Source organism: Williamsia sp. z34 (genome assembly GCF_059553395.1).
In genome coordinates this window covers 130648-151659 of record NZ_JCANWW010000011.1, presented here as the reverse complement: position 1 = coordinate 151659, position 21012 = coordinate 130648, and the positions used below count along the sequence as shown (strand labels likewise).

General features: G+C 65.0%; 18 protein-coding genes. 7 read left to right on the top strand and 11 right to left on the bottom strand.

Annotated elements, in window-relative coordinates; all coding sequences use genetic code 11:
• Positions 1-33: 33 nt before the first annotated feature.
• The 10 genes from AC51GT_RS22775 to AC51GT_RS22730 all read right to left on the bottom strand — a co-directional run bounded on the left by AC51GT_RS22775 (position 34) and on the right by AC51GT_RS22730 (position 13512).
• Entirely contained in the window at positions 34-900 is an 867-nt protein-coding gene (locus tag AC51GT_RS22775; protein ID WP_496330252.1) for a coniferyl-alcohol dehydrogenase, read from the bottom strand.
• Positions 901-925: 25 nt separating this feature from the next.
• Positions 926-2230, bottom strand: coding sequence for an LLM class flavin-dependent oxidoreductase (locus AC51GT_RS22770; RefSeq protein WP_496330251.1), 1305 nt, complete (start codon positions 2228-2230; stop codon positions 926-928).
• A gap of 3 nt (positions 2231-2233) precedes the next feature.
• A complete protein-coding gene (locus AC51GT_RS22765; protein ID WP_496330250.1) occupies positions 2234-4036 on the bottom strand; it encodes an FAD-binding protein in 1803 nt (600 codons plus the stop codon).
• 34 nt (positions 4037-4070) lie between these two features.
• Complete coding sequence (locus AC51GT_RS22760; RefSeq protein WP_496330249.1) at positions 4071-5024, bottom strand: 3-carboxyethylcatechol 2,3-dioxygenase; 954 nt, start codon at positions 5022-5024, stop codon at positions 4071-4073.
• Positions 4981-6717 carry a bifunctional 3-(3-hydroxy-phenyl)propionate/3-hydroxycinnamic acid hydroxylase gene (locus AC51GT_RS22755; RefSeq protein ID WP_496330248.1) on the bottom strand — a complete coding sequence of 579 codons (1737 nt, stop codon included), beginning with the start codon at positions 6715-6717 and terminating at the stop codon, positions 4981-4983. The genes AC51GT_RS22760 and AC51GT_RS22755 overlap by 44 nt, the downstream gene beginning before the upstream one ends.
• A 3-nt stretch (positions 6718-6720) precedes the next feature.
• Positions 6721-7584: an alpha/beta fold hydrolase gene (locus tag AC51GT_RS22750; protein ID WP_496330247.1), complete on the bottom strand. Its 864-nt coding sequence runs from the start codon at positions 7582-7584 to the stop codon at positions 6721-6723.
• 15 nt (positions 7585-7599) lie between these two features.
• Complete coding sequence (locus AC51GT_RS22745) at positions 7600-8802, bottom strand: cytochrome P450 (RefSeq protein ID WP_496330246.1); 1203 nt, start codon at positions 8800-8802, stop codon at positions 7600-7602.
• Between the two features lie 301 nt (positions 8803-9103).
• A complete protein-coding gene (locus AC51GT_RS22740) occupies positions 9104-10093 on the bottom strand; it encodes a LacI family DNA-binding transcriptional regulator (protein ID WP_496330274.1) in 990 nt (329 codons plus the stop codon).
• 154 nt (positions 10094-10247) lie between these two features.
• Positions 10248-11858, bottom strand: a complete 1611-nt coding sequence (locus AC51GT_RS22735) for an FAD-dependent oxidoreductase (protein ID WP_496330273.1) — start codon at positions 11856-11858, stop codon at positions 10248-10250.
• 106 nt (positions 11859-11964) lie between these two features.
• Positions 11965-13512, bottom strand: coding sequence for an AMP-binding protein (locus tag AC51GT_RS22730; RefSeq protein ID WP_496330272.1), 1548 nt, complete (start codon positions 13510-13512; stop codon positions 11965-11967).
• Between the two features lie 443 nt (positions 13513-13955).
• Between AC51GT_RS22730 and AC51GT_RS22725 the strand changes: the two genes are divergently transcribed.
• Genes AC51GT_RS22725 through AC51GT_RS22705 form a run of 5 tightly spaced genes read left to right on the top strand, consistent with a single transcriptional unit; the run spans position 13956 to position 18881 of the window.
• Entirely contained in the window at positions 13956-15326 is a 1371-nt protein-coding gene (locus AC51GT_RS22725; protein ID WP_496330245.1) for a cytochrome P450, read from the top strand.
• Positions 15323-16423, top strand: coding sequence for an amidohydrolase family protein (locus AC51GT_RS22720; RefSeq protein ID WP_496330244.1), 1101 nt, complete (start codon positions 15323-15325; stop codon positions 16421-16423). The genes AC51GT_RS22725 and AC51GT_RS22720 overlap by 4 nt, the downstream gene beginning before the upstream one ends.
• Positions 16424-16433: 10 nt before the next feature.
• Positions 16434-17579 (top strand): amidohydrolase family protein, encoded by a 1146-nt coding sequence (locus AC51GT_RS22715; RefSeq protein ID WP_496330243.1) that lies wholly within the window; start codon positions 16434-16436, stop codon positions 17577-17579.
• A 1-nt stretch (position 17580) separates the two neighbouring features.
• On the top strand, positions 17581-17988 hold the full coding sequence (locus AC51GT_RS22710; protein ID WP_496330242.1) for a Rieske (2Fe-2S) protein: 408 nt from the start codon (positions 17581-17583) through the stop codon (positions 17986-17988).
• A complete protein-coding gene (locus AC51GT_RS22705) occupies positions 17985-18881 on the top strand; it encodes an alpha/beta fold hydrolase (RefSeq protein ID WP_496330241.1) in 897 nt (298 codons plus the stop codon). The genes AC51GT_RS22710 and AC51GT_RS22705 overlap by 4 nt, the downstream gene beginning before the upstream one ends.
• 17 nt (positions 18882-18898) lie before the next feature.
• Here AC51GT_RS22705 and AC51GT_RS22700 read toward each other — a convergent pair whose 3' ends face one another.
• Positions 18899-19372: a hypothetical protein gene (locus AC51GT_RS22700; protein ID WP_496330240.1), complete on the bottom strand. Its 474-nt coding sequence runs from the start codon at positions 19370-19372 to the stop codon at positions 18899-18901.
• Positions 19373-19444: 72 nt separating this feature from the next.
• On the opposite strand from AC51GT_RS22700, the gene AC51GT_RS22695 reads away from it, so the two are divergent.
• Both AC51GT_RS22695 and AC51GT_RS22690 read left to right on the top strand, forming a co-directional pair.
• Complete coding sequence (locus AC51GT_RS22695; protein ID WP_496330239.1) at positions 19445-20773, top strand: NADH-ubiquinone oxidoreductase-F iron-sulfur binding region domain-containing protein; 1329 nt, start codon at positions 19445-19447, stop codon at positions 20771-20773.
• Positions 20770-21000, top strand: coding sequence for a ferredoxin (locus AC51GT_RS22690; protein ID WP_496330238.1), 231 nt, complete (start codon positions 20770-20772; stop codon positions 20998-21000). The genes AC51GT_RS22695 and AC51GT_RS22690 overlap by 4 nt, the downstream gene beginning before the upstream one ends.
• Positions 21001-21012 lie beyond the last annotated feature (12 nt).

Genomic DNA, 21012 nt, shown 5'->3' with positions numbered 1-21012 from the left:
TCGACGGTACTGACTCCACTGTGGTCGCTCATGTCAATTCCTTGCGTCATGTGTAGGTGCTTGATGGTCGGTGACCCCGAGGGTTGACACGGGCTCACGCAGCTCGTTGCTGTTCACGATTCCGCCGTCGACCCAAACCACCTGGCCGGACACGTAACTGGCGGCGTTGCTACCCAGAAAGACCAGAACCGCAGCCTGTTCCGGCGAGGTCGACACCCGGCCCAACGGTTTCGGTATGTCGTCAAGATACTCCGGACCGTACGCGGTGCGCAGCTGATCGAGGATGGGCGTCTCGGTCACGCCCGGGGCCGTGCAATTGATCCGGATCCCCTGCGCACCAAGGTGTTCAGAGTTCCGTATGCAATAGTGGATGATCGCCTCTTTGGACAATGTGTAGCCACCGTTGGCGTGGGCTGCCGGATGTTCCCGACACCACTGCACTCCCTCGGCCATCGATCCGGTGCCGAGCAGGTCCGCGACGGTGGCCCGATTGTCGCGATACCCGGACGCGGCCATCGACGAGACGCAGGTGATCGACGATCCGCCTGGCATCCGGGAGACCAATGATTCGGTCAGATGTCGCATGCCGAGAAAGTTGATCGTCACCACCAGCAGCGAGTTCCCGATCCCGGAGGACACGCCAGCAACGTTGAACAGCGCATCGACCGCGCCGCCGCCGATCGCGGCGATGGCGCGGTCGATCGACCCCCGATCAGCGAGGTCCACCTGATGGAACTCGCTGATCGGGGAATCCTGACCCGGCGCAGATATGTCGAGACCGATGACGTCGGCACCCAGCTCGGCACTCTGCCGCGCGACCTGCTCACCGATGCCCGACGAGCATCCGGTGACCACGACACGACGGCCGTCGTAGCGCAACAGCTGGTCTAGATGGCCCATGACCGGAATACCTGCGCCGTGGCGATCACTGTGCCGCCGCCTCCTTCGCGGCTTGTGCCGCCTGGACCCGGCCCTCGTTGATCTCTGCCATCGCCTCGGGAATCTCACTCGCGGTGAAGCTTCCGCCACGACCGGTCGGTAGGCCGCCGAATGAGTAGTTCGGGTCGAACTCCGGCGCGCGCGATTCCGGGCGACGCGCCTGCACCTTCTCGATGACCGGGGCGAGTCGCTGAGCCTTTGCCTTGACGGCCTTTTCGTCCCGTTCGATGAACTCCGGCAGGACCTCTTTGCCCATCAGCTCGATCGATTCCATCGTCGCCTCGTGACAGCGTGGATTGAGCAGCAGGATGATCTCGTCGACCCCACTCTCCTCGTAGCCACGCAGGAACTCGCGAACCATCTCCGGCGAACCGATGGCGCCGCGACCCGGGCCGTAGGCGAGGGTCTCGTCGTTGGCCACCTCTTCGAGGTACCGCTCCCACACGCCCGTGCGGCCGGGTATGTGCTGTCCGGTCATGTAGTAGTGCATGATCCCGAACGAGAAGAAGCCGCCGCCGACTCCGAGCCGGTCGAGTGCCTGTTTCTCGGTCGGCGCGACCATCATCGACAAGTCGCCACCGATCGCGAGGATGTTCGGATTGATCTCCGGCGTCGACGGCACACCGCGCTCTTCGAACTCCTGGTAGTACGAGGCAACGCGGTCGCCGAGCGGTCCGGGCCCGGTGTAGGCGAAACTCAGTGCACCGATGGCCTTTTGCGCTGCCATCTGCACCGACGATGGACGGGTGCAGGCCACCCATACCGGCGGATGCGACTTCTGGAACGGCTTCGGGATCACGTTGCGGGCCGGCATCTCGATGTGCTCGCCCTTGAACCCGGTGAACGGCTCCTCGGTCATGCAGCGGATGGTCACCTCGAGGGCTTCCTCCCACTGTCCACGCTTGTCCGCCGGATCGATGTTGAACCCGGCGAGCTCGGCCACGGACGACGATTCACCGGTTCCGAACTCCACCCGGCCGCCGGAGATGAGGTCGAGCGTCGCTACGCGCTCGGCGACCCGGGCCGGGTGATTGATCCCCGGCGGCAGGTGCATCACGCCGAAGCCGAGGCGGATGTCCTTGGTTCGCTGGCTGGCGGCGGCCAGGAACATCTCGGGTGCCGTTGAGTGGCAATACTCTTCGAGGAAATGGTGTTCGGTGAGCCACACCGTCGAGAATCCCGCCTTGTCGGCGGCCTCCACCTCGGCCAGGCCCTCCTGGAACATCTTGTATTCGTCGTCCTGCGTCCACGGGCGTGGCAGGGCGAACTCATAGAACAAGGAAATCTTCATTGGTTACCTCCGATGGGAATGAAACGGTTGCGAGGGTGAAGCGGAATCCTCCTGCGGTGCTGCGACTTCGGCGGGACCGGGATTCTGTGCGATGTGACGCGCGGCGACGTATCCGAACGTCATCGCCGGGCCGATGGTGGCCCCGGCCCCGGCGTAGCTCCGGCCCATCACCGCCCCGGAGGTGTTACCCACCGCGTACAGCCCGTCGACGTGTGAGTTGTCGTCGCGCAGGACGCGGGCGTACTCGTCGGTCCGGAGTCCACCGGAGGTTCCGAGATCACCCAGGACCATCCGGAAGGCGTAGTACGGCGGTTTCGTCAACGGGTACAGATTGGGGTTGGGCAAGGTCGGGTCGCCGTAGTAGTTGTCGTAGCTGCTGTCACCGCGATTGAAGTCGTCGTCATGGCCTCGGCGGGCGAGGTCGTTGAAACGCTCTGCGGTTCTGGTGAGTTCGTCGACCGGTACCTCGATCTTGGTGGCGAGTTCTGCCAAGTTGAACCCTTCTTGGACAACTCCGGACTGCAACCACTCCTTCGGCATCTTGCGCCCGGTGGGTACCGGCGCGAACGGAATCTTGGGTAGCGGCAGGTGTCCTGCCACGACATACCTCGCCCACGACCGCGAGTCGGTGATGAGCCAGCAGGGAATGTGGGTCACCCCGGTCTTCTCGCCGGCGATCATCGCGTGGCTGAAGTCCATATACGGTGCCGCCTCGTTGCAGAAGCGGCGTCCGGCACCGTTGACCACGAACTGCGAGGGCATCATGCGCTCGTTGAGCATGAACTGCATTCGACCGTCAGGCCATTGGATGGCCGGAAACCACCAGGCCTCGTCGAGCAGTTCGGTTGCGGCCCCGACTTTCTCGGCCGCCCGGATCCCGTCACCGGTGGCCAGCGGATTTCCGAAGCTCCAATCCTCCGCCAAGACCGGTTGGTGTTCGCGCCGCCAGTCCATGTCGTGATCGAATCCGCCGGTCGCGAGAATCACGGCCCGTCGGGCCCGGATCCGCAGCGTGGCACCCTCATGCCCGACCACCGCACCGAGCACCGATCGATCAGGCCCTTCGATCAGCTCGATCATCGGCGAGTCCAGCCACAGCGGTATGCCCTGCTCTTTCATGGCCAGCCGCAGCCGGGCCGCCAACGATTGGCCGATCGCGGCGATCCGGTCACCGAACACATGGGCCCGGAACATGCGCCACAGCAGTTTGAAGAGCACTGCCTTGCCCGTCCAGGACTGCCGGATCCGATAGAACGCGCGCAGGTCCTTCGGTCCGAGCCACACTCCCTTGGGAGCCAGTGCCAGGGGCGTCAACAGGTTCTGCTCTTCGTCGCCGAGTTCCCGCAGGTCGATGGGTGGAACGTTGATGGTGCTGCCACGTTCGGACCCCCCTGGCAGTTCCGGGTAATAGTCGGCGTAGCCCGGTTTCCAGACGAACTCCAGCCACGGGCTGGACCTCTCCAGAAAATCCATCATCTCGGGGGCGGTCTGGACGTACTGCGCGATGCGTTCGTCACTGACCAAGCCCTCGGTGATTGCGCGCAGGTACTCCTGCACACCCGCCGGTTCCGGGGAATACCCCGCGCGGCGCTGGGCGGGCGCGCCCGGAACCCAGATGCCACCACCGGACAACGCCGTGGATCCACCGAATTGTGCGCCCTTCTCCACCACCAGGGTGTCCAGCCCGGCGTCAGCGGCTGCCAGTGCCGCGGTCATCCCGCCACCGCCCGATCCGACCACCAGTACGTCGACAGTTTTGTCGTAATCGCCGGCGGGGGTGATCGCCGCTGTCTCAGAATCCGTCACTGCGTCCTCCTCTGGCGGTTGTCGGGTTCGTGTGTCATGGGCGGGCTTCGGCGCTGCTTTGGGCAGCCCGGATCGCAAAGCCCGCAATCAACTCGGGCGCGGCGCGGTAGTAACGCACCGGCGTCTCGTAGGGCCCTTGAGCGGCCATCGCAGCGAAGGCCGCCACCCAGGTGCGGATCTCGTGTGCCGAATTGCCGGCATCGGTGGTGATCTGTGTGTTGGACCAACCGTCGATCTCGTCGAGCCGGCCGGTGTCGACGAGCTCCAGGAACTCACGGTCCCAATCCGGGTTCAACGGACGAAGTGGGCCACGGCCGGCGGCGAAATCCCGCGCCGCCTCGATGACCGCGCTCTGCCGGGCCGAACGCTGCTGCGGGGTCTGGTCGCCGCCGTGCACCATTCGCTCCCGGGCGCCGCCCGTCGCGGTGGCCAGTGTCGGTACCGGCGGATCATGTGACAGGCCACCGGAACCGATGACGAGCACCCGCTGATCCAGACCTCCCAGGTACTGACCCACCGCCTGCCCGAACGCGCGTACCCGCCGCAACGGACCGAGCGGCGCCGCAACGGAATTGACGAAGATCGGGATCACCGGCCGGGCCCGCGAATCACCGAGCAGGCGTTGCAGGGGCTGCACGGTGCCATGGTCGACGTCCATCGATTCGGAGACCGCGACATCGACCCCGGCCTCGAGCACCGACCGCGCGCACGCATCGGCGAGCTCGCGCGGCACATCCAGCGGGACGGCCTGCGTCCCGTAATCACCGACACCCCGGGCGGCGTTGCCGATGCAGAACGGCGGCATCACCCGGTAGAAGAATCCGTTGTAGTGATCCGGTGAAAAGATCACCACCAGTTCAGGGTCCCAACTCCGGACGAAGTCGGCGGCCTCTTCGAGCGCGGCCCCCACGTCGTCGACGAGTTCGGGCGGTGTGCCCGGGAGTTCAAGCAGGGGGCTGTGTGACACGCAGCAGAGCGCCAGTGGCATCGGTTTCCCCTTCCCCTGATCCGGCTCGCCCCGATCTGACCTGCCCTGAGCCGAGTACTTCGAGCAGTGCCGCACTTGTCTCCGGGGCACGTTGTGCGACACAGGCTGCGGCAATACACCGGTCCGGTCGCAGGAACAGGACGGAGTCGGTCTGTGCGTCGAACCAGCGCTTCACGTGGCCGCTGCTGTCACCGATGACGATGACATCGGGATCGTCGTGGCCGGTCCATTCGAGCTGACATCCCGGCCGGGCCGTGATGAATCTGGCGCCCTGGGCTTTCCACGCCGAGAACTGCTGCTCCCCCAGCACCGTGCGTGGATGGTTGTTCCAGCACAGCACTGCGAACCAGGTGCCCAGGACGTCGTCGAGCAGAACACCTTTGCGATCCCGCGTGTCCACGCTCGGCTGGATGAACAGGGTGCCCACCGCCGACCGGGCCGGACGGGGATCGGCATGGACCACCGCACCGTGCTCATACCGGGGCATCGGCTTGAATCGCATGGTCAGCACGTAGTTCTTCAGGGCGGGGAGCACGGATGCGCTGCGGATCAGCAGATCTCGGGCGGCGGCAATCCGCCTGTTCGTCGGCGAGATGACCTTGCCCACCATCGTCGACAGATCGATCATCGCCCGGGCGTGACTGCGACGTTCGCTGTCGTAGGTGTCCAGGAGAACGTCATCGGCACGACCGGTCACCACGGCGGCCAGCTTCCACCCCAGGTTGGCCGCGTCCCGGATCCCGCTGTTGTAACCCTGTCCCTGCCACACCGGCATCAGGTGCGCGGCGTCACCGGCCAGCAGTATCCGACCTTTGCGGAAGGCACCGGCGATGCGGGAGTGGTGGGTGTACACCCGACGCCGGATCACGTCGAGGTCGTCCGGGTACGGCACCAGGGGCGCGAGCAGTTTCGCGAGGAACTCGGGTCGCTGCGCCTCCTCGTCACTCTCGCCGGAGTGAATCATGAACTCGAACCGGCGGATGCCATGGGCGATCGACACCGACACGTTGGGTCGCGCCGGGTCCGCGGCCACCTCGATGTTCGGGTGTCCGAGCGGGTCGGTCGCCAGATCCACGACCAGCCATCGTGTCGGTGATGTCGTCCCCTCGAACGACACCCCCATCAGATGCCTTGTCGCACTGCGTCCGCCATCGCATCCGACCACATAGCGCGCGGTCACGGTCCGGCGTCCGCCGGTACCGGCGAGTTCCACCACCACCCCCTCGCCGGTGTCGTCGGCCGCCACCATCGGGGAGTTCCAGGCCACCTGAACATGATCGAAACGCCCCAGCCCGGCCAGGAGCTCCGCGTCGACGAGCGGCTGGACGAACGCGTTGCGCCGGGGCCAACCGAATGAGGTGTCGGTGGGCGCGATCTCGGCCAGCAGCCGGCGTTTGGCGTCGACAAAGCGCAGTATCTGATTCGGGCTGGTGTGCGGGAGGACTCGGTCGACGAGGCCGATCGACTGGAAGGTGCGCAGGGATTCGTCGTCCAGGCCCACTCCCCGTGGATAGTCGATCAGCGTGTTGCGCTCATCGACCACCAGCGTCCGAACATTCTGCAGGCCCAGGATGTTGGCGAGGGTGAGTCCGACCGGGCCGGCCCCGACGATCACGACATCAACCTGCGAGGTCTGCGGTGCGCGACCGACCTGATCACGGTCGGTGGCCCCACCGTCGAGTGCAGAGGACACGGCTCACCCTCCCAACAGGAACTCGAGATGCAGCGCGTTGAACGTCTTGGCGTCCTCGTACTGCGGCCAATGCCCGCACCCGTGCATCACCTCGAAGCGCGAACCGGGGATCATGGCCGCGATCCGTCGCCCCTCGTCGACGTTCGCGGTCGGATCGTCACTGGTCCACAGCACCAGGGTCGGCGCGGTGATACGTCCGTAATCCTCCGGGCCCAACACATTTCGGGCCCGGATGTCCCGGTCCTGCAACGCCATGATGTCGCTCATCGCATCGACGAATCCCGGTTGTCGATAGATCCGCTGCCTGCTGGCGACAATGTCGTCGTAGTCCTTCGACTTGTCCGCCATCAGCCACTTGATCCGGGCCTGCACGGTCTCCCAGGAGGGATTGCGCGCGGCGGCCATCGACAGATCGATGATCCGTTTCATCACCACCGGATCAGCCTGCGATCCACCTGCCGTGTTCAGTACCAGCCGCCCGACGCGCTCCGGGTGATCGGCGGCAACCCGCGACGCCACCCAACCACCCAGCGACTCACCACTCAGATTGGCCCGCTCGGCACCGATGGCATCGAGAAACCCGAGGTAGTGATCGACGTAGTGCGGGATTTCCAGCGCATGGCCCGGTTTGCCGGTGTAACCGTGGCCCAACATATCGATCGCCCAGGCCGAGAAGTGCTCGGAGTGTGCCTTCAAGTTGCGCACATACGCTTCGGCGTGACCCCCTGACCCGTGGAGCAGGACCAGCACCGGCTTGGTGTCGTCGCCGGCGTGGAGGTAGCGGGTCCGGACGCCGCCGACCGTCAGATAGCCCTGCTCAAAGGCAAAACCCTGAAGGTCACTCCAGATGCTTTCGTGTTCTGGCACTGGGTATCTGCACTCTCAGCGGATGATGGCGGGCATCGCGTCCCAACCCCGGACCGTCGAGGTCGGGGACAAAGTCGCGCGGGTGAGGTCCACGTCCCATTCCGGGAATCGCTTCAGAATCTCTTCGAGCGCAATCCGTCCTTCCAGACGGGCCAGCGACGAGCCGAGGCAGAAATGTGTCCCGCTACCGAAGGCAAGGTGCGGGCGGGCTTCGCGATTGATGTCGAAAACATCACCGTTCGGCGGGAACTGGCGATCGTCGCGGCAGGCGGAGGCCAGCAGCAACATCATCACGCTGCCCGCCGGTACGGTCTGACCGTAGTATTCGACGTCGCGGGTCACATACCTCGACGCATGCGGCCCTGGCAGCTCGAACCGCAGCAGCTCTTCAATCGCCTTGGGTATCAGGGCATTATCGTCGACGAGCTGGCGCCGCTGATCCGGATGCTCGGCAAGAACCTTGCCTGCCCATCCGATCAGCCGGGTGGTCGTCTCGTTGCCCGCACCGGCAACCACATTGACATAGGTCAGCAACTCTTCGCGGGTGAGTTTGCGGGTCGTCCCGGTCTCATCTTCGAACTCGGCGTTGAGCAATTCGGTCACGATGTCATCGGAAGGATGTTTGGCGCGCCAGTCGATGTAGTCGGCGAATATCTCACCGGTGTCCATCCCTTCCTCGGCGGCCTTCATCGGTTTGCCTGCCTCGGTACGCAACTGGGCATTGGCGTGTTCCCGGATGGCCACCTGATCTGCCTCCGGGATTCCGATCAGCATCCCGATCACCCGCATCGGCATCTGCGCGCCGAGATCGGCGACGAAGTCGAACTCTCCGGCACCGATCAATGGGTCAAGACTGCGAGCGCAGAACTCGCGAATCTTCGGTTCCAGTTCTAACACCTTGCGGGGCGTGAACATTCGAGCCAGGAGCTTTCGGTGAATGGTGTGAACCGGCGGATCCTCGAAGATCAGCACACCGGGCGGGATGTCGATGTTCGCCCTGATCAGCTCGAGAATCGCACCACGCGCAGAACTGAAGGTCATAGGGTCTGTCAGCGCGCCGTGGACATCGGCGTAGCGACTGAGCAGGTAGAAGTCGTGTTCGCTGTTGTAGTAGAGCGGGGCCTCTTCCCGGAGCCGCCGGAACATCGGATACGGATCAGCATTCAGTTCCACGTCATAGGGGTCGAAATGCACATCACTATTTGCGCTCACTGTCACCGGATTGCCCCTCCCTCTGTGCCGTACACGCAGGCTCGGCACGCTTCACAGACCACCCGGAGATCCGAAAGTGGCTGATGTTCTTCGCACGTTCCATCCCGGGGGCAGCCAACCCGAATTGCGGGCTCACCTGCGCCGGGAGCATTTCAACTTGTTGTCAGGCCGGTTGTGGACTGATCAGAGCTTTGCACTGACTCGAGCTGTGGAACTGTTGGCGAGCTTACACGCGTAAGTGATCGGCGTCACCGAATTTGCGGAGTTGGTTCATCAGTCGATTTCGAAGGCGTCTGACCAGGACAGATCAGGTGGATTGGCGCTGGATCAGCTCAAAGACGTTCGCGCTGCTGGGATCTTCATCGGGTCGATATCCGAGCTCGCGCATCATCGCAGCCACGGCCGCGTCGACGATCGCACCGGCATGGATCTTCACGGTGGTCAGCGGCGGGTTGCTCACCGGCCCCAGGGTGCTGGCCTCGCCACCGATGACGGCGATGTCCTGCGGGCACCGCAAACCCGCCTCACGCAACCCGTGGAGCACCACAAACGCCGCCTCGTCGCTCGCGCCGTAGATGGCGGTCACGCCGCGGTCGGCCCACTCGGTGACAATTGCCGCCGCGTTCGAGCCACTGGGCTCGAACGACCCGGTCGTGACCTCGGGAAGCCCTCGCTCCCGGGCGGCCGCACGAACACCGTCGCGACGAAATCCGTTCAGTGCCAATTGCTTGGGCACATCGATCCCGGCAAATGCCAGGTTGCTGTGCCCCTTGGAGATGAGGTGGTCGACCACCAATTCGCCCACGGAAAGGTTCAGCGAATCGAATCCCTCCAGGTGGGTACTGACCACGTCGATATGCCGGATGCCGGCGGCTTCGACCACCGCAAGGGCTTCGCCGGACAGCGGAAAGATGCTGGTCACCGCAATCGGGTTCAGATTCGCGATCGCGCCGCTCATGCTCGCCGGGTCCCTGGTCTCGAACTGCAGCGAGACCACCACACCGTGCTTGGCCAACGCGGTGGTCAGCCGGCTGCCGACCTCGATCGGCAGCTCACTGAGCGCCATGCGCGGCAGCACGTACAGCACCACGCCACTGCCGCCCACGGCAAGATTGCGGGCGGCCAGGTTGGGCCGGTAACCGAGCGTCTCGGCGGCGTCGCGGACGATCGCCTGGGTCTGGGCAGAGATCTTTTGACCGGCAACGTTGTTCAGGACGTAGCTGACGGTTGCCGGAGAAACCTTGGCCAGGCGGGCGACATCGGCTTTTGTCGGCCTCGACGGCCCCTTGACGCCCACTGCCACCTCCGGCCCCACACTCACGTTCGCCACCATGGCCCACCGGACGCGGGTGCGCCGGCAGGGGGTGCCTACTGAGTGCGAGATTATCAACACCCGGGCGGCCGCGCCGCGCACGGCTCTGCCGAAACCGGGCGAATCCGGCAGCGTCCGCCTATAGCGATGCCCCGGTTGCAGCGCGGTGACCTGCACGAAGCCCCCAGACCATGCCGGGTCCGATAGTTCCACCGGCACCGCCGTACGCGCGTCCGGTCACCCCCGCCATGGCGTTGCCGACCGCATGGAGCCCGTCGATCACCCCGCCGTCGACATGCAGGACCCGCGCATCACGATCGGTCCGCGGCCCACCCTTGGTACCCATCGCGCCCACTGTCACCGGGACGGCATAGAAGGGTCCGGTGTCGAGTGGGCCGAGGGTGCGCCCGGCGACGGTCGGCGCATTCTCGTCGCCCCACCATCCGTCGTAGGCACTCGAGCCCCGGCCGAAGTCGGGATCGGTCTCGGTGGCGACATTCCGATTCCACTCCGCCACCGTTTTCTCCAACCCGGCAGAATCGATTCCCACCTTCGTTGCGAGTTCACGTAAATCCTCCGATTCCGAAAACCATTCCGGAACCGCATCTTTCGGATCAACCCCCAAGAAACCGAATCGCTTGAAATGCAACGCGTCGAACACGATCCACCCGGGATCGTTGACGTAACCACCTTTGGGGTCCAGATAATGGAACGCTCCGGCCATCGAATTGTATTCGGACGCCTCGTTGACAAAACGCTCACCGGCACGGTTGACCATGATGCTGCGCGGGCGGGTCCGCTCGAGCCGAACGCTTCGGCTTCGTGGTCTGCCCTCGATCAGATCACCCGGGATCCGGACGATCGGGACCCACCAGGCCTCACTCATGTTCCCGAGGTCGGCGCCGAGCGCCATCGCCATCCGCAACCCGTCGCCGGTGCCGTTCGGGGGTGATACCGGACCGTGCATCGGACCTCGAAGGTACGCCTTGACCAGCCCGGGATCCCATTCGAAACCTCCGGTCGCCAAGATCACTCCGCGGCGGGCCCGGACCGCAAACTCCTTGTCGCCCTGCACCATCTGGGCGCCGGCCACCCGCCCGGATTCGGTGATGAGCCGACGTGCGCGGGCACCGGTCTCGGGGACGACCCCGACATCGAGTAATCCTCGGAGCAACCCACCGATCAGGGCGGCCCCGGCGACGCAGATGTTCGACGAATCCGAAACATCCACCGATGCATTGAGTCTGGCCCTGGTCTCGGCATCAAATCCGACGTTGCTCCAATCGGCGGGAAAGGTGGTGATCCGATTCTTCCACTCCCCCAGTCGATTGAGATCGAAGGGGATCGGGCTCAGCGAACGCCCACCCGACGGCCGGCCACCGGGCAGTTCCGGTTTGTAGTCCGGGAACCCGTCGGCGATCTCGAACCGGAGCGCGCTGTGCGCCTCGACGAAGTCGACCATCGTCTCCCCGGTGCGGACGAAGTCCTCGACGAGGTCGTCATCCATCGAGTCCAGCGACTGCGCCCGCAGATAGCTCAGGGCGTCGGCGATGGTCAGTTCGCCATCGGGACTGCGGTGATGCGCCGGGATCCAGGCGATCCCACCCGAGACCGCACTCGTGCCGCCGACGGTTGCCGCCTTGTCGTAGATGGCCACCGAGGCACCGGCGTGCGCGGCGGACAACGCCGCCGTCATCCCGGCGGCGCCCGTCCCCAGGACGAGGACGTCGACCTCGCGGTCATATGACACTGGTTCCGTTCCGGCGGTGCGCTCGCCGACCGGACGATCGGGAATGTCTGGCACGAGATGTCCTCTCAGATGGTCGGCGACAATGGCGCCGATGCCGTCGTCATGATCACTGCGTTTGCTGCGTGTGAAATAGATTCCGGCGACGAATCAGATGCTTTTGTACTTTTCCACTCGGGGTCCTGGGAAAGTCGGCCAATTCGGCTATTTGTTCGGGCCATTTATGGCGGCCAACCCCACATTCGGCGAAATGCGAACGGATATTTTCCATGTCCGGGAGTTCGTATCCGTCGCGGACCCGGATAACGGCGGCAGCGTGCTCACCGAGCCGCCGATCAGGGACGGCAATCACTGCGGCCTCGGCCACCGCAGGCATCCGCAGGAGCACTTCTTCGAGTTCGAGGGCACTGATGTTCTCCCCACCCCGAATGATGATGTCCGCTTTTCGGTCGGTGATCGTCAGGCACCCGTCGTCGTCGATCACCCCGATGTCGCCCGTCCGGTACCACCCGTCACCGTCGAATGCCGACGCGGTCAGCGTGTCGTCGGTGTACCCCGCGAACAGGTCCGGACCGCGGCTGAGGATCTCCCCGTCGCGGTCCACCCGGACCTCCACGCCGGGCATGGGACGGCCGTCGGTCATCAGCCGGTGTCGCTGCGGGGCGTCGAACGGGGAGCCGGTGATCGACGGATGTTCGGTGCTCCCGTACGCGCGGAACGCGACTATTCCGAGGCCGGTGAGGCGTTGCATGAGCGCCGGGGACACCGCGGCCCCACCGAGACCGACATACCGAACGTGGGCGAGATGTTCAGCGGTGAAGTCGGGGTGATCGAGCAGGCTGGTCACGAAGTACGGTGGCCCGCCGCCCACCGACAAGCCGTCGCGCTGCATCAACGCCAGCGCCCGGCCCGGGTCCCAGACATCCATGAGGTTCACCGGCCGACGATTGAGCACCGGGATGAGGAGCGCACCGACCATCCCGATGAAGTGGCCCACCGGGGTTGCCGTCAGCGCAGCGCCGGTGTCCTGGGTGTTCTGGGCCACCAACTGACGGGTCTCGCAGCCGAGTGTCTGATGACTGTGGATCACCCCTTTGGGCGCGCTGGTCGTCCCCGAGGTGAATGCGATGAGCGCCGGGCCGTCCGGATCGACCGGAACCGCACCGGCCATCGGCTCGTCGGCCAACAGATCGTCGAAGTCGCGGCCGACCAGACCCACGATGGGTACGCCGGCCGCAACGTCCGGCTCATGGACCAGCCGGCCGAATCGCTCTGCGGTGATGAAGACCGCCGGCTGCGCGACCGCCAGGATGTACTCGACCTCGCGGCGTCCGTAGATGTGGACGATCGGCACGACGACCGCGCCGAGCAGGCTCGATGCCCAGAAGGTGGCGGCGGCCTCCATCCAGTTCGGCAGTTGAAACGCCACCACGTCACCCGGTCCGACGCCGCGCGAGCGGAGACCGCCGGCGAGCCGGCGGGCGATCGATTCGACGTCGGCAAAGGTCCCCGACCACGGTCGGGCGTCGGAATGCACGGTGAACGACAGGTCCTTGGTGTGGGCCAAGCCCGAGTCCAGCATCTGCCCGATGGTCTGTCCGTTCCACCACCCTTCGGCCACGTAGCGAGCGCGCACATCGCCTGGGATCTCCCGCATCATCGACGCTCCACTCCTTGTGTCGAGACTTTCGCCGGGTGGGCCCGAGACGACCGACCACGGACGGATGAATTCAGTACGAATGTCCCAATATCGGCTGAAATCAGCGCTTTCCGGCGGGGCTCACCCACCCCCTGCCCAGCCGGTCACGGATGACCAAAAGCCTTGTTGCAGAATCGACCGTAGAGTAGCATTCTCGCAAACCACAAGATCGTTCTTACGGAATGAAATAGCATTCCTGATACCGGGGCGGCTTCGGCCCGAGGCCCTTCGATAAAAGTTACCGAAACGAACAGATCGGTGTTTTACGAATAGATCTGATCGGCGAAGGGGACGGGATTGAAGGGAAGACGTCGACCGCGACGGACTCCTCGAACACCCTGGCATCATCGCACCCCGCCCGGTCACATTCGACACTGTGACGTAAGGAAGGACATCTCACCGTGAGCGCCGAACAATCGACAGAGCAACCCACCGGAGGCCCGACAACGCGGAACGGCTTGCACTTCGATCGCCACACCCCCGAGTACCGGCTCCAGTTCGAGTCGATCACCTCCGAGATGCATCAGAAGTGCCCGCTCGCCTGGACCGAAACCTACAACGGGCATTGGGTGGCCGCAGGTAACAACGAGGTCTTCGAGCTCGCGCGCTCCCCGTTCGTGTCGAACGACAACGACCTCAACGGAATTCGCAAGGGGTACAAGGGGATCAGCATTCCCACACCCGAGCACGAGATGATCGCCCGGGGCGGCATGCTCGAGATGGACGAGCCCGAGCACCACCACTACCGCCAGATCCTCAACCCGTATCTCTCGCCCGCGGCGGTGAAGCGATGGGAACCGTTCATCAAAGAAGTGGTCGACGCCAGCATCGACGAAAAAATCGAAAGCGGGACAATAGATTTCGTGGACGACCTGGCCAATGTGGTGCCTGCCGTCCTGACCCTGGCCATGCTCGGTGTGCCACTGGACAAGTGGTCCCTCTACTGCGAACCGGTGCACGCCTCGGTATACACCCCGGTCAACTCCCCCGAGGCGGTACGAGTCTTCGAGTTGTATCAGGAGATGAGCCTGGACCTGATGGCCAACGTGGCCGAGATCCGGGAGAACCCACGCCCCGGCCTGATCCAGGCGCTGGTCGACATGCGGATCGACGGGGAGCCGGCACCGGAGCTCGAAGTGCTCGGAATGCTCGGGTTGATCATCGGCGGTGGGTTCGACACCACCACAGCCCTGACCGCACATGCCCTCGAGTGGCTCTCGGAGAATCCGGCCGAGCGGACCCGTCTCAGCGATGATCGCGAGGACCTCCTGAATCCGGCCACCGAGGAGTTCCTGCGTTACTTCACCCCGGCGCCCGGCGACGGACGAACCATCTCGAGTGACTGCACCTTCGCCGGTGCTGATCTCAAAGAGGGCGAGCGGCTGTGGCTTTCGTGGGCGATGGCCAACCGGGATCCCGATGTCTTCCCCGAACCGAACACCATCCAACTCGACCGTGGCGCCAACCGGCACTACAGCTTCGGCCTCGGGATCCACCGCTGCATCGGATCCAACGTCGCACGAACGGTTTTCAAGTCGATGCTCCTCGCGGTACTCGATCGCATGCCCGACTACACGTGTGATCCCGGTGCGGCCGTCCACTACGACACCATCGGTGTCATCCAGGGCATGCGCCACCTACCTGCGACGTTCACGCCGGGTCCCAAACTCGGCCCGGGCCTGGATGAGACCCTCGCCAAACTCCAAATACTGTGTGCTGAACAAGAACTCGCCGCACCGGTCACCACGGCCCGGGAGAAGAGCCAACGATGAGGGTCAACCCGGACGGCACCACCACGCCAGTCATCGACGCCAGCGTGCACATCTTCTTCACCTCGAACAAAGACATGCGCAGTTTCCTGCGAGAGCCTTTCAAGAGCCGCGGCATCCCCGACGCCGAGATGGATTGGTACGGTGCGCCCGGCGGTGAGTATGCGCCCGGCACCCGTGGTCCGGGCCGCGGGTACCCGGGCTCAGACCCGGCGCTGGTCGCAGAGCACCTGTTCGTCGACCGCGGTGTCGATGTCGCCGTCCTGCACCCGATGACCCGCGGCATCCTTCCGGACCGGCACCTGACCAGTGCGGTGCTGTCCGCCCACAACCAGATGATGGTGTCGCGCTGGCTGGAGTCGGCAGAGTTCGGGGATCACTTCCGGGGAACGATCCGGGTCAATCCCGAGGATGTCACCGGGGCGCTCCGCGAAATCGACCGCTGGAAAGATCATCCGAGGGTGGTCCAGCTCGGTGTCCCGCTGCAGTCGCGCGAGCTGTACGGCAAACCGCAGTTCTGGCCGATCTGGGAGGCCGCGGCGGACGCCGACCTGCCGGTGGCAGTTCATATCGAGACCGGCGAGAGCATCGCGTTTCCCCCGACCCCATCGGGTCATGCCCGGACGTACGAGCAGTACCTGGGTTTCATGGACCTGAACTACATCTATCACCTGATGAACATGATCGCGGAGGGCGTTTTCGAACGGATTCCGGGATTGAAGTTCGTCTGGGCCGACGGCGGCGCCGACCTGCTCACCCCCTTCATCTGGCGGATGGACACGTTCGGCCGCCCGCATCTCGAGCAGACGCCGTGGGCTCCACGCATGCCCAGCGATTACCTACCCGGGCACGTCCACTTCGTACAGAGCAGCATCGATGGTCCCGGCAACACCGACTTCGCCGGAGAGTGGTTCGGCTACACCGGAAAAGACGACATGGTGATGTTCGGGTCGAGCTATCCCCATTGGCACTGCAACTCATTGGAGGCATTGCCTGACTCGTTGAGTGTCGAACAACGCGAGAAGCTCTGCTGGCAAAACGCCGCCTCGCTCTACGGCATCGACGTCTCGGCCGCACTGACCGCACCAGGGACCGCGTGAAGGAGAAGCCATGACCACCAGCGAGATCCGGGAGCCCACACCCGATACCGAGATGACCCCGGTCCGGGTTGTCGACTCCGACGTCCACCCCGTTCCGCGGCGCGGCGAGCTGATCGACCACATCCCGGAGCCGTACCGCAGCGAGTACTTCCTGAGCCACCGGGTCGGGGACACGATCATCTACGACGCGCCCGACTACGCGCACTCCTACGCGATGCGGGTCGACTCGTTCCCGGCGGACGGGGAGTTTCCCGGCAGCGACCCCGAGTTGGCCTTTCGTCAGCTGATCATCGATGCGGGTTCGGACATCGCGATCCTGGAACCGTCCGTCAAGGCCACGCGGCTCCCCGAAACCACCGCGGCGCTGGCGACCGGCGTCAACAGCTGGTTGGACGCCCACTGGCTCGACTCCCACAACAACTGGCACCAGCGCTGGCGGGGTTCGATCTGCGCCGGCATCGACGATCCCGCGGCCGCCGTCCGGGAAATCGAGAAGTGGGCCGGGCACGAGTACATGGCCCAGATCCTCATCAAGGCCGAACCACGCCCGGCTTGGGGTAATCCCGCCAACGACCCGGTGTGGGCGACCGCGGTCAAATACGACCTCCCGGTCAGCTGCCATCTGGGCCGCGGCGCGTTCGAGACGATGCCCATGCCGCCGGTGGGGTTCCCGAGTTACAACCACGATTTCATGGTCACCTACTCCCTCCTGGCCGCGAACCAGATCATGAGCCTGATCTTCGACGGGGTCTTCGATCGGTTCCCGGCGCTGCGAGTGGTGTTCGTCGAGCACGCGTTCACATGGATCCTGCCGCTGATGTGGCGGATGGATGCAATCTTCCAGGCCCGCAAGTCGTTCATGTCGATCACCCGCAAGCCGTCCGAGTACGTGAAGGAACACATCAAGTTCACCACCCAGCCGCTGGACTACCCGGAGGACAAGACCGAACTGACCCGCGCCTTCGAGTGGATGGAGGCCGACAAGATCCTGCTGTTCTCCTCGGACTATCCGCACTGGACGTTCGACGACCCCCGCTGGCTGGTCAAGCACCTCCCCCGGCATGCCCGCGAGGCGGTCATGTTCCGCAACGGCATCGAGACCTACCACCTCCCGGAGTTCGTCCCGGCCCTCGACCATCAGGTCAGGGTGTTCTGAGATGTCCGAGGAGACAACACCGGCCGATCCCACACCGCCCCGACTCGCGCAGGGACGTGAGCACGTGGTCGCCACGGTGGCCGAGATCCCGCCGGGTTCATCGAAGGTTGTCCCGATCGGGCGTCACGGTGTCGGTGTCTACAACGTCGGCGGCACCTTCTACGCCATCGCCAACTACTGCCCCCACGAAGGCGGTCCGCTGTGTTCCGGCCGGGCCCGCGGGCGCACCATCGTCGACGACAGTGTGCCTGGCGATGCGGTGATGGTCCGCGACCTGGAGTTCATCTACTGCCCCTGGCATCAGTGGGGCTTCGAATTGTCCACCGGGACAACCGCGGTGAAGCCCGAGTGGAGCATCCGGACCTACCCGGTGCGGGTCGTCGGCGACGACGTGCTCGTCACCGCATGAGCACGGGAGAAACGTTGTCCAGTCCATCCGTCATGGAAATCAACGGCGGCAACGTCGTCTACGAAATCCTCGGTACCTCGGACGAACTCATCGTCCTGACCCCGGGTGGCAGGTTCGGCAAAGACATCCCGGGCCTGCGCCCGCTGGCTCAGGCACTCGTCGACGGTGGCTACTCCGTCCTGCTGTGGGATCGCCCGAACTGCGGAGCCTCCGACGTCCAGTTCTATGGCCGGTCCGAATCCCACATGCGCGCCGAGACACTCGCGAAACTACTGAACGGGCTCGGTCGCCGGCCGTGCATACTCGCCGGCGGATCCGGCGGCGCCCGGGACTCGATGGTGCTGACCATTCTCTACCCGGAACTGGTGAGCAAACTGGCCCTGTGGAACATCGTCGGTGGTATCTACGGAACGTTCAATCTCGGTGCGCACTATGTACTTCCGAGCCTGCAGGCAGTCCGCGGACTCGGCGCCGAAGGTTTGCTTCGGCTCCGCGAATGGCGTGACCGGATCGAGGAGAATCCGGCCAACAAGCAGCGATTGCTCGACCTCGACCCGGACGAGTTCGTGAAACTCTCGCTGCGGTGGCTCGGCAGCTACGTCTCGAAGCCGGGCCAGACGATCCCCGGAGTCGAAGACGAGTTGTTCGACCGCATCACCGTTCCCACCCTCATCATCCGGGGCGGGGAGAACGACCTCGACCATCCCAAACGCACCTCGCTGGAGGTCAGCTGCCTGATCAGAGGTTCCGTCCTGATCGGTCCACCGTGGCCCGAAGATGCCTGGGAACGTGCGATGGAAGACCGCGCGTCGGGTAGATCCAACGGCTTCAACATGTTCGACACCTGGGTCCAGGCCGCTCCGGCGATCCTGAAGTTCCTGGCCGACTCATGAGCCGCGGAGCGGTGCGCTCACACCGGCCGGATGTGGACCTCGCAGTTGAGGGAGGCCTCGAGCGCGGTATGTATGCGGCTCTCCGGAATCCGGTCGAGATCACTCTCCGGGATGTGGACGACCACCACATCCCAACCATCAGGTCCGGGTGTTCTCTCGATGTCGGCGGTCAGCCCGAAGCCGGCGAGCACGCCGTGGGCATCGTCGTCGGTTCCCCGGCTGATGAAGGTCACCACCCCGGCACGCGGAGCCACCCGGAACACGCGCTCGCACAACTCGAGTCCTTGCCGATGCAGAACGTCGGGGTCGTCCCCGGACATCAGGAGCTCGATCTCGCGACGGCCGGCCGCGGCCGACACGAGATCGATGTCGATCAGCTCGGCACCCAGATGTGCCGCACCGGAACGGAGTTGCGCCATGCCATCGGATAGCTGCCGCCCGGTGAGCACACCGTCGGGATCGACGTTGATCCGTAGCACTGCCGTTCTCATGCGGGTGAGCCTAGCCGCGGATTGTGGTGACGGTCGACGGATACCCCAACGCGGCCAAGAGAATCGAGGGACATGAGCACCACCCCCACCGATGTGCCGACCGGCCGCCCGACACAGATCGAGACGGTGGTCGCACCCGGGCTCGCGCCGCGCCTCCTGCACGCCGGTCGTGGATCCACCGAGATCGAGGATCTGACCGACTACCGCCGTGGCGGTGGGTACCGGCCGCTCGACAGCCCGGACACCCTGCTGCGCGAGGTGGACGAGTCGGGGCTGCGCGGTCGCGGCGGTGCCGGATTTCCGATGGGCATCAAACTGCGGTCGGTCCGCGATCACGGTCGACGCGCAGGCGAGGCCATCGTCGTCGCCAATGGTGAAGAGGGCGAGCCCGCTTCGGTCAAAGACCGCTGGTTGATGCGACACCGCCCCCACCTGATCCTCGACGGACTCCGGTTGGTGGCCAGCATCGTCGGCGCGCATCGGGGCCACGTCTACGTTTCCGACCGCGACGCGGCCGCCACCATGGACCGCGCGCTGATCGACGCCGCCGGCCTGCTCGGAGACCTCGAACTCTCCGTGTTCACCGTCGAGCCCGGATACGTGGCCGGCGAAGAGACCGCTGCGATTCGCGCCATCAACGGCGGACCGGCCAAGCCGAGCGACAAGCCGCCCCGTCCGTTCGAACAGGGCGTCGGTCAGATGCCGACGCTCGTCAGCAATGTCGAGACACTGGCACACATCACGTATATCGAGCGTTCTGGGGGCGCGGCGTTCCGGACCATCGGGACCACCACCTCGCCCGGCACGTTTCTGGCCACGGTCACCGGCGCCGGCACACCGGCCGTCCTGTACGAGATCCCGCACGGACTGCCGGTCACCGACCTGCTGGCGCTGCACGGCGTGGCACCGGACCGGGTTCGCGGCGTGCTCATGGGTGGTTATTTCGGTGGGCTCCTGAATCGAGACGTCCTGGGCGGCAACCTCGATCACGACAGCGTCCGTGCACTCGGCGGCGGACTCGGTTGCGGCGCCGTCTCGCTGCTCACCGACGAATGTCCGGTCGCGGTCGCAGCGTCGGTGATGAGCTACTTCGATCGGGAGAACGCCGGACAGTGCGGGTCGTGTTTCAACGGCACCGCGGCGATGTCGGCTGTCCTCGATGCCCTCCGCGATGGTGTGGCGGGCAAGGACGATCTCGCCCGCCTGCAGCGGTGGTCGGTGGTTCTCCGCGGACGCGGTGCCTGCGCGACGCTGGACGCCGCCACCAACGTCGCAGGCACCCTGCTGGCCTTCTTTCCGGACGGAGTGGACCGTCACCGATCCGGACGGTGCGCCACCTGCGACGCCTCGCCCTATCGGGCCCGGCGGCCATTCGCAGCAGAGAACGGAGAAGGACTGTGAGGATTCGCCTGGACCGCACGCTCTGCGACGGATTCGGCACCTGCGCAAGGCATGCGCCCGAATACTTTTCGCTCGACGACTGGGGCTACGCATCCCTCGTCGGAAACGGTGAGGTCCCGCCTGCCGACCGCGATCAGGTCATGCGCGCTCTCATGGACTGCCCCGCACACGCGATCATCGAGATGACAGAGGCACGAGCAACCGGGTCCGGCAGAACCGCGAAGTGAATTGCCCCTTGT

Bases quoted from the DNA above. Each gene is read 5' to 3' on its own strand.
- AC51GT_RS22775 (WP_496330252.1), bottom strand. From the start codon at position 900: ATGGGCCATCTAGACCAGCTGTTGCGCTACGACGGCCGTCGTGTCGTG.
- AC51GT_RS22770 (WP_496330251.1), bottom strand. From the start codon at position 2,230: ATGAAGATTTCCTTGTTCTATGAGTTCGCCCTGCCACGCCCGTGGACG.
- AC51GT_RS22760 (WP_496330249.1), bottom strand. From the start codon at position 5,024: ATGCCACTGGCGCTCTGCTGCGTGTCACACAGCCCCCTGCTTGAACTC.
- AC51GT_RS22730 (WP_496330272.1), bottom strand. From the start codon at position 13,512: ATGCGGGAGATCCCAGGCGATGTGCGCGCTCGCTACGTGGCCGAAGGG.
- AC51GT_RS22720 (WP_496330244.1), top strand. From the start codon at position 15,323: ATGAGGGTCAACCCGGACGGCACCACCACGCCAGTCATCGACGCCAGC.
- AC51GT_RS22715 (WP_496330243.1), top strand. From the start codon at position 16,434: ATGACCACCAGCGAGATCCGGGAGCCCACACCCGATACCGAGATGACC.
- AC51GT_RS22710 (WP_496330242.1), top strand. From the start codon at position 17,581: ATGTCCGAGGAGACAACACCGGCCGATCCCACACCGCCCCGACTCGCG.
- AC51GT_RS22705 (WP_496330241.1), top strand. From the start codon at position 17,985: ATGAGCACGGGAGAAACGTTGTCCAGTCCATCCGTCATGGAAATCAAC.
- AC51GT_RS22700 (WP_496330240.1), bottom strand. From the start codon at position 19,372: ATGAGAACGGCAGTGCTACGGATCAACGTCGATCCCGACGGTGTGCTC.
- AC51GT_RS22695 (WP_496330239.1), top strand. From the start codon at position 19,445: ATGAGCACCACCCCCACCGATGTGCCGACCGGCCGCCCGACACAGATC.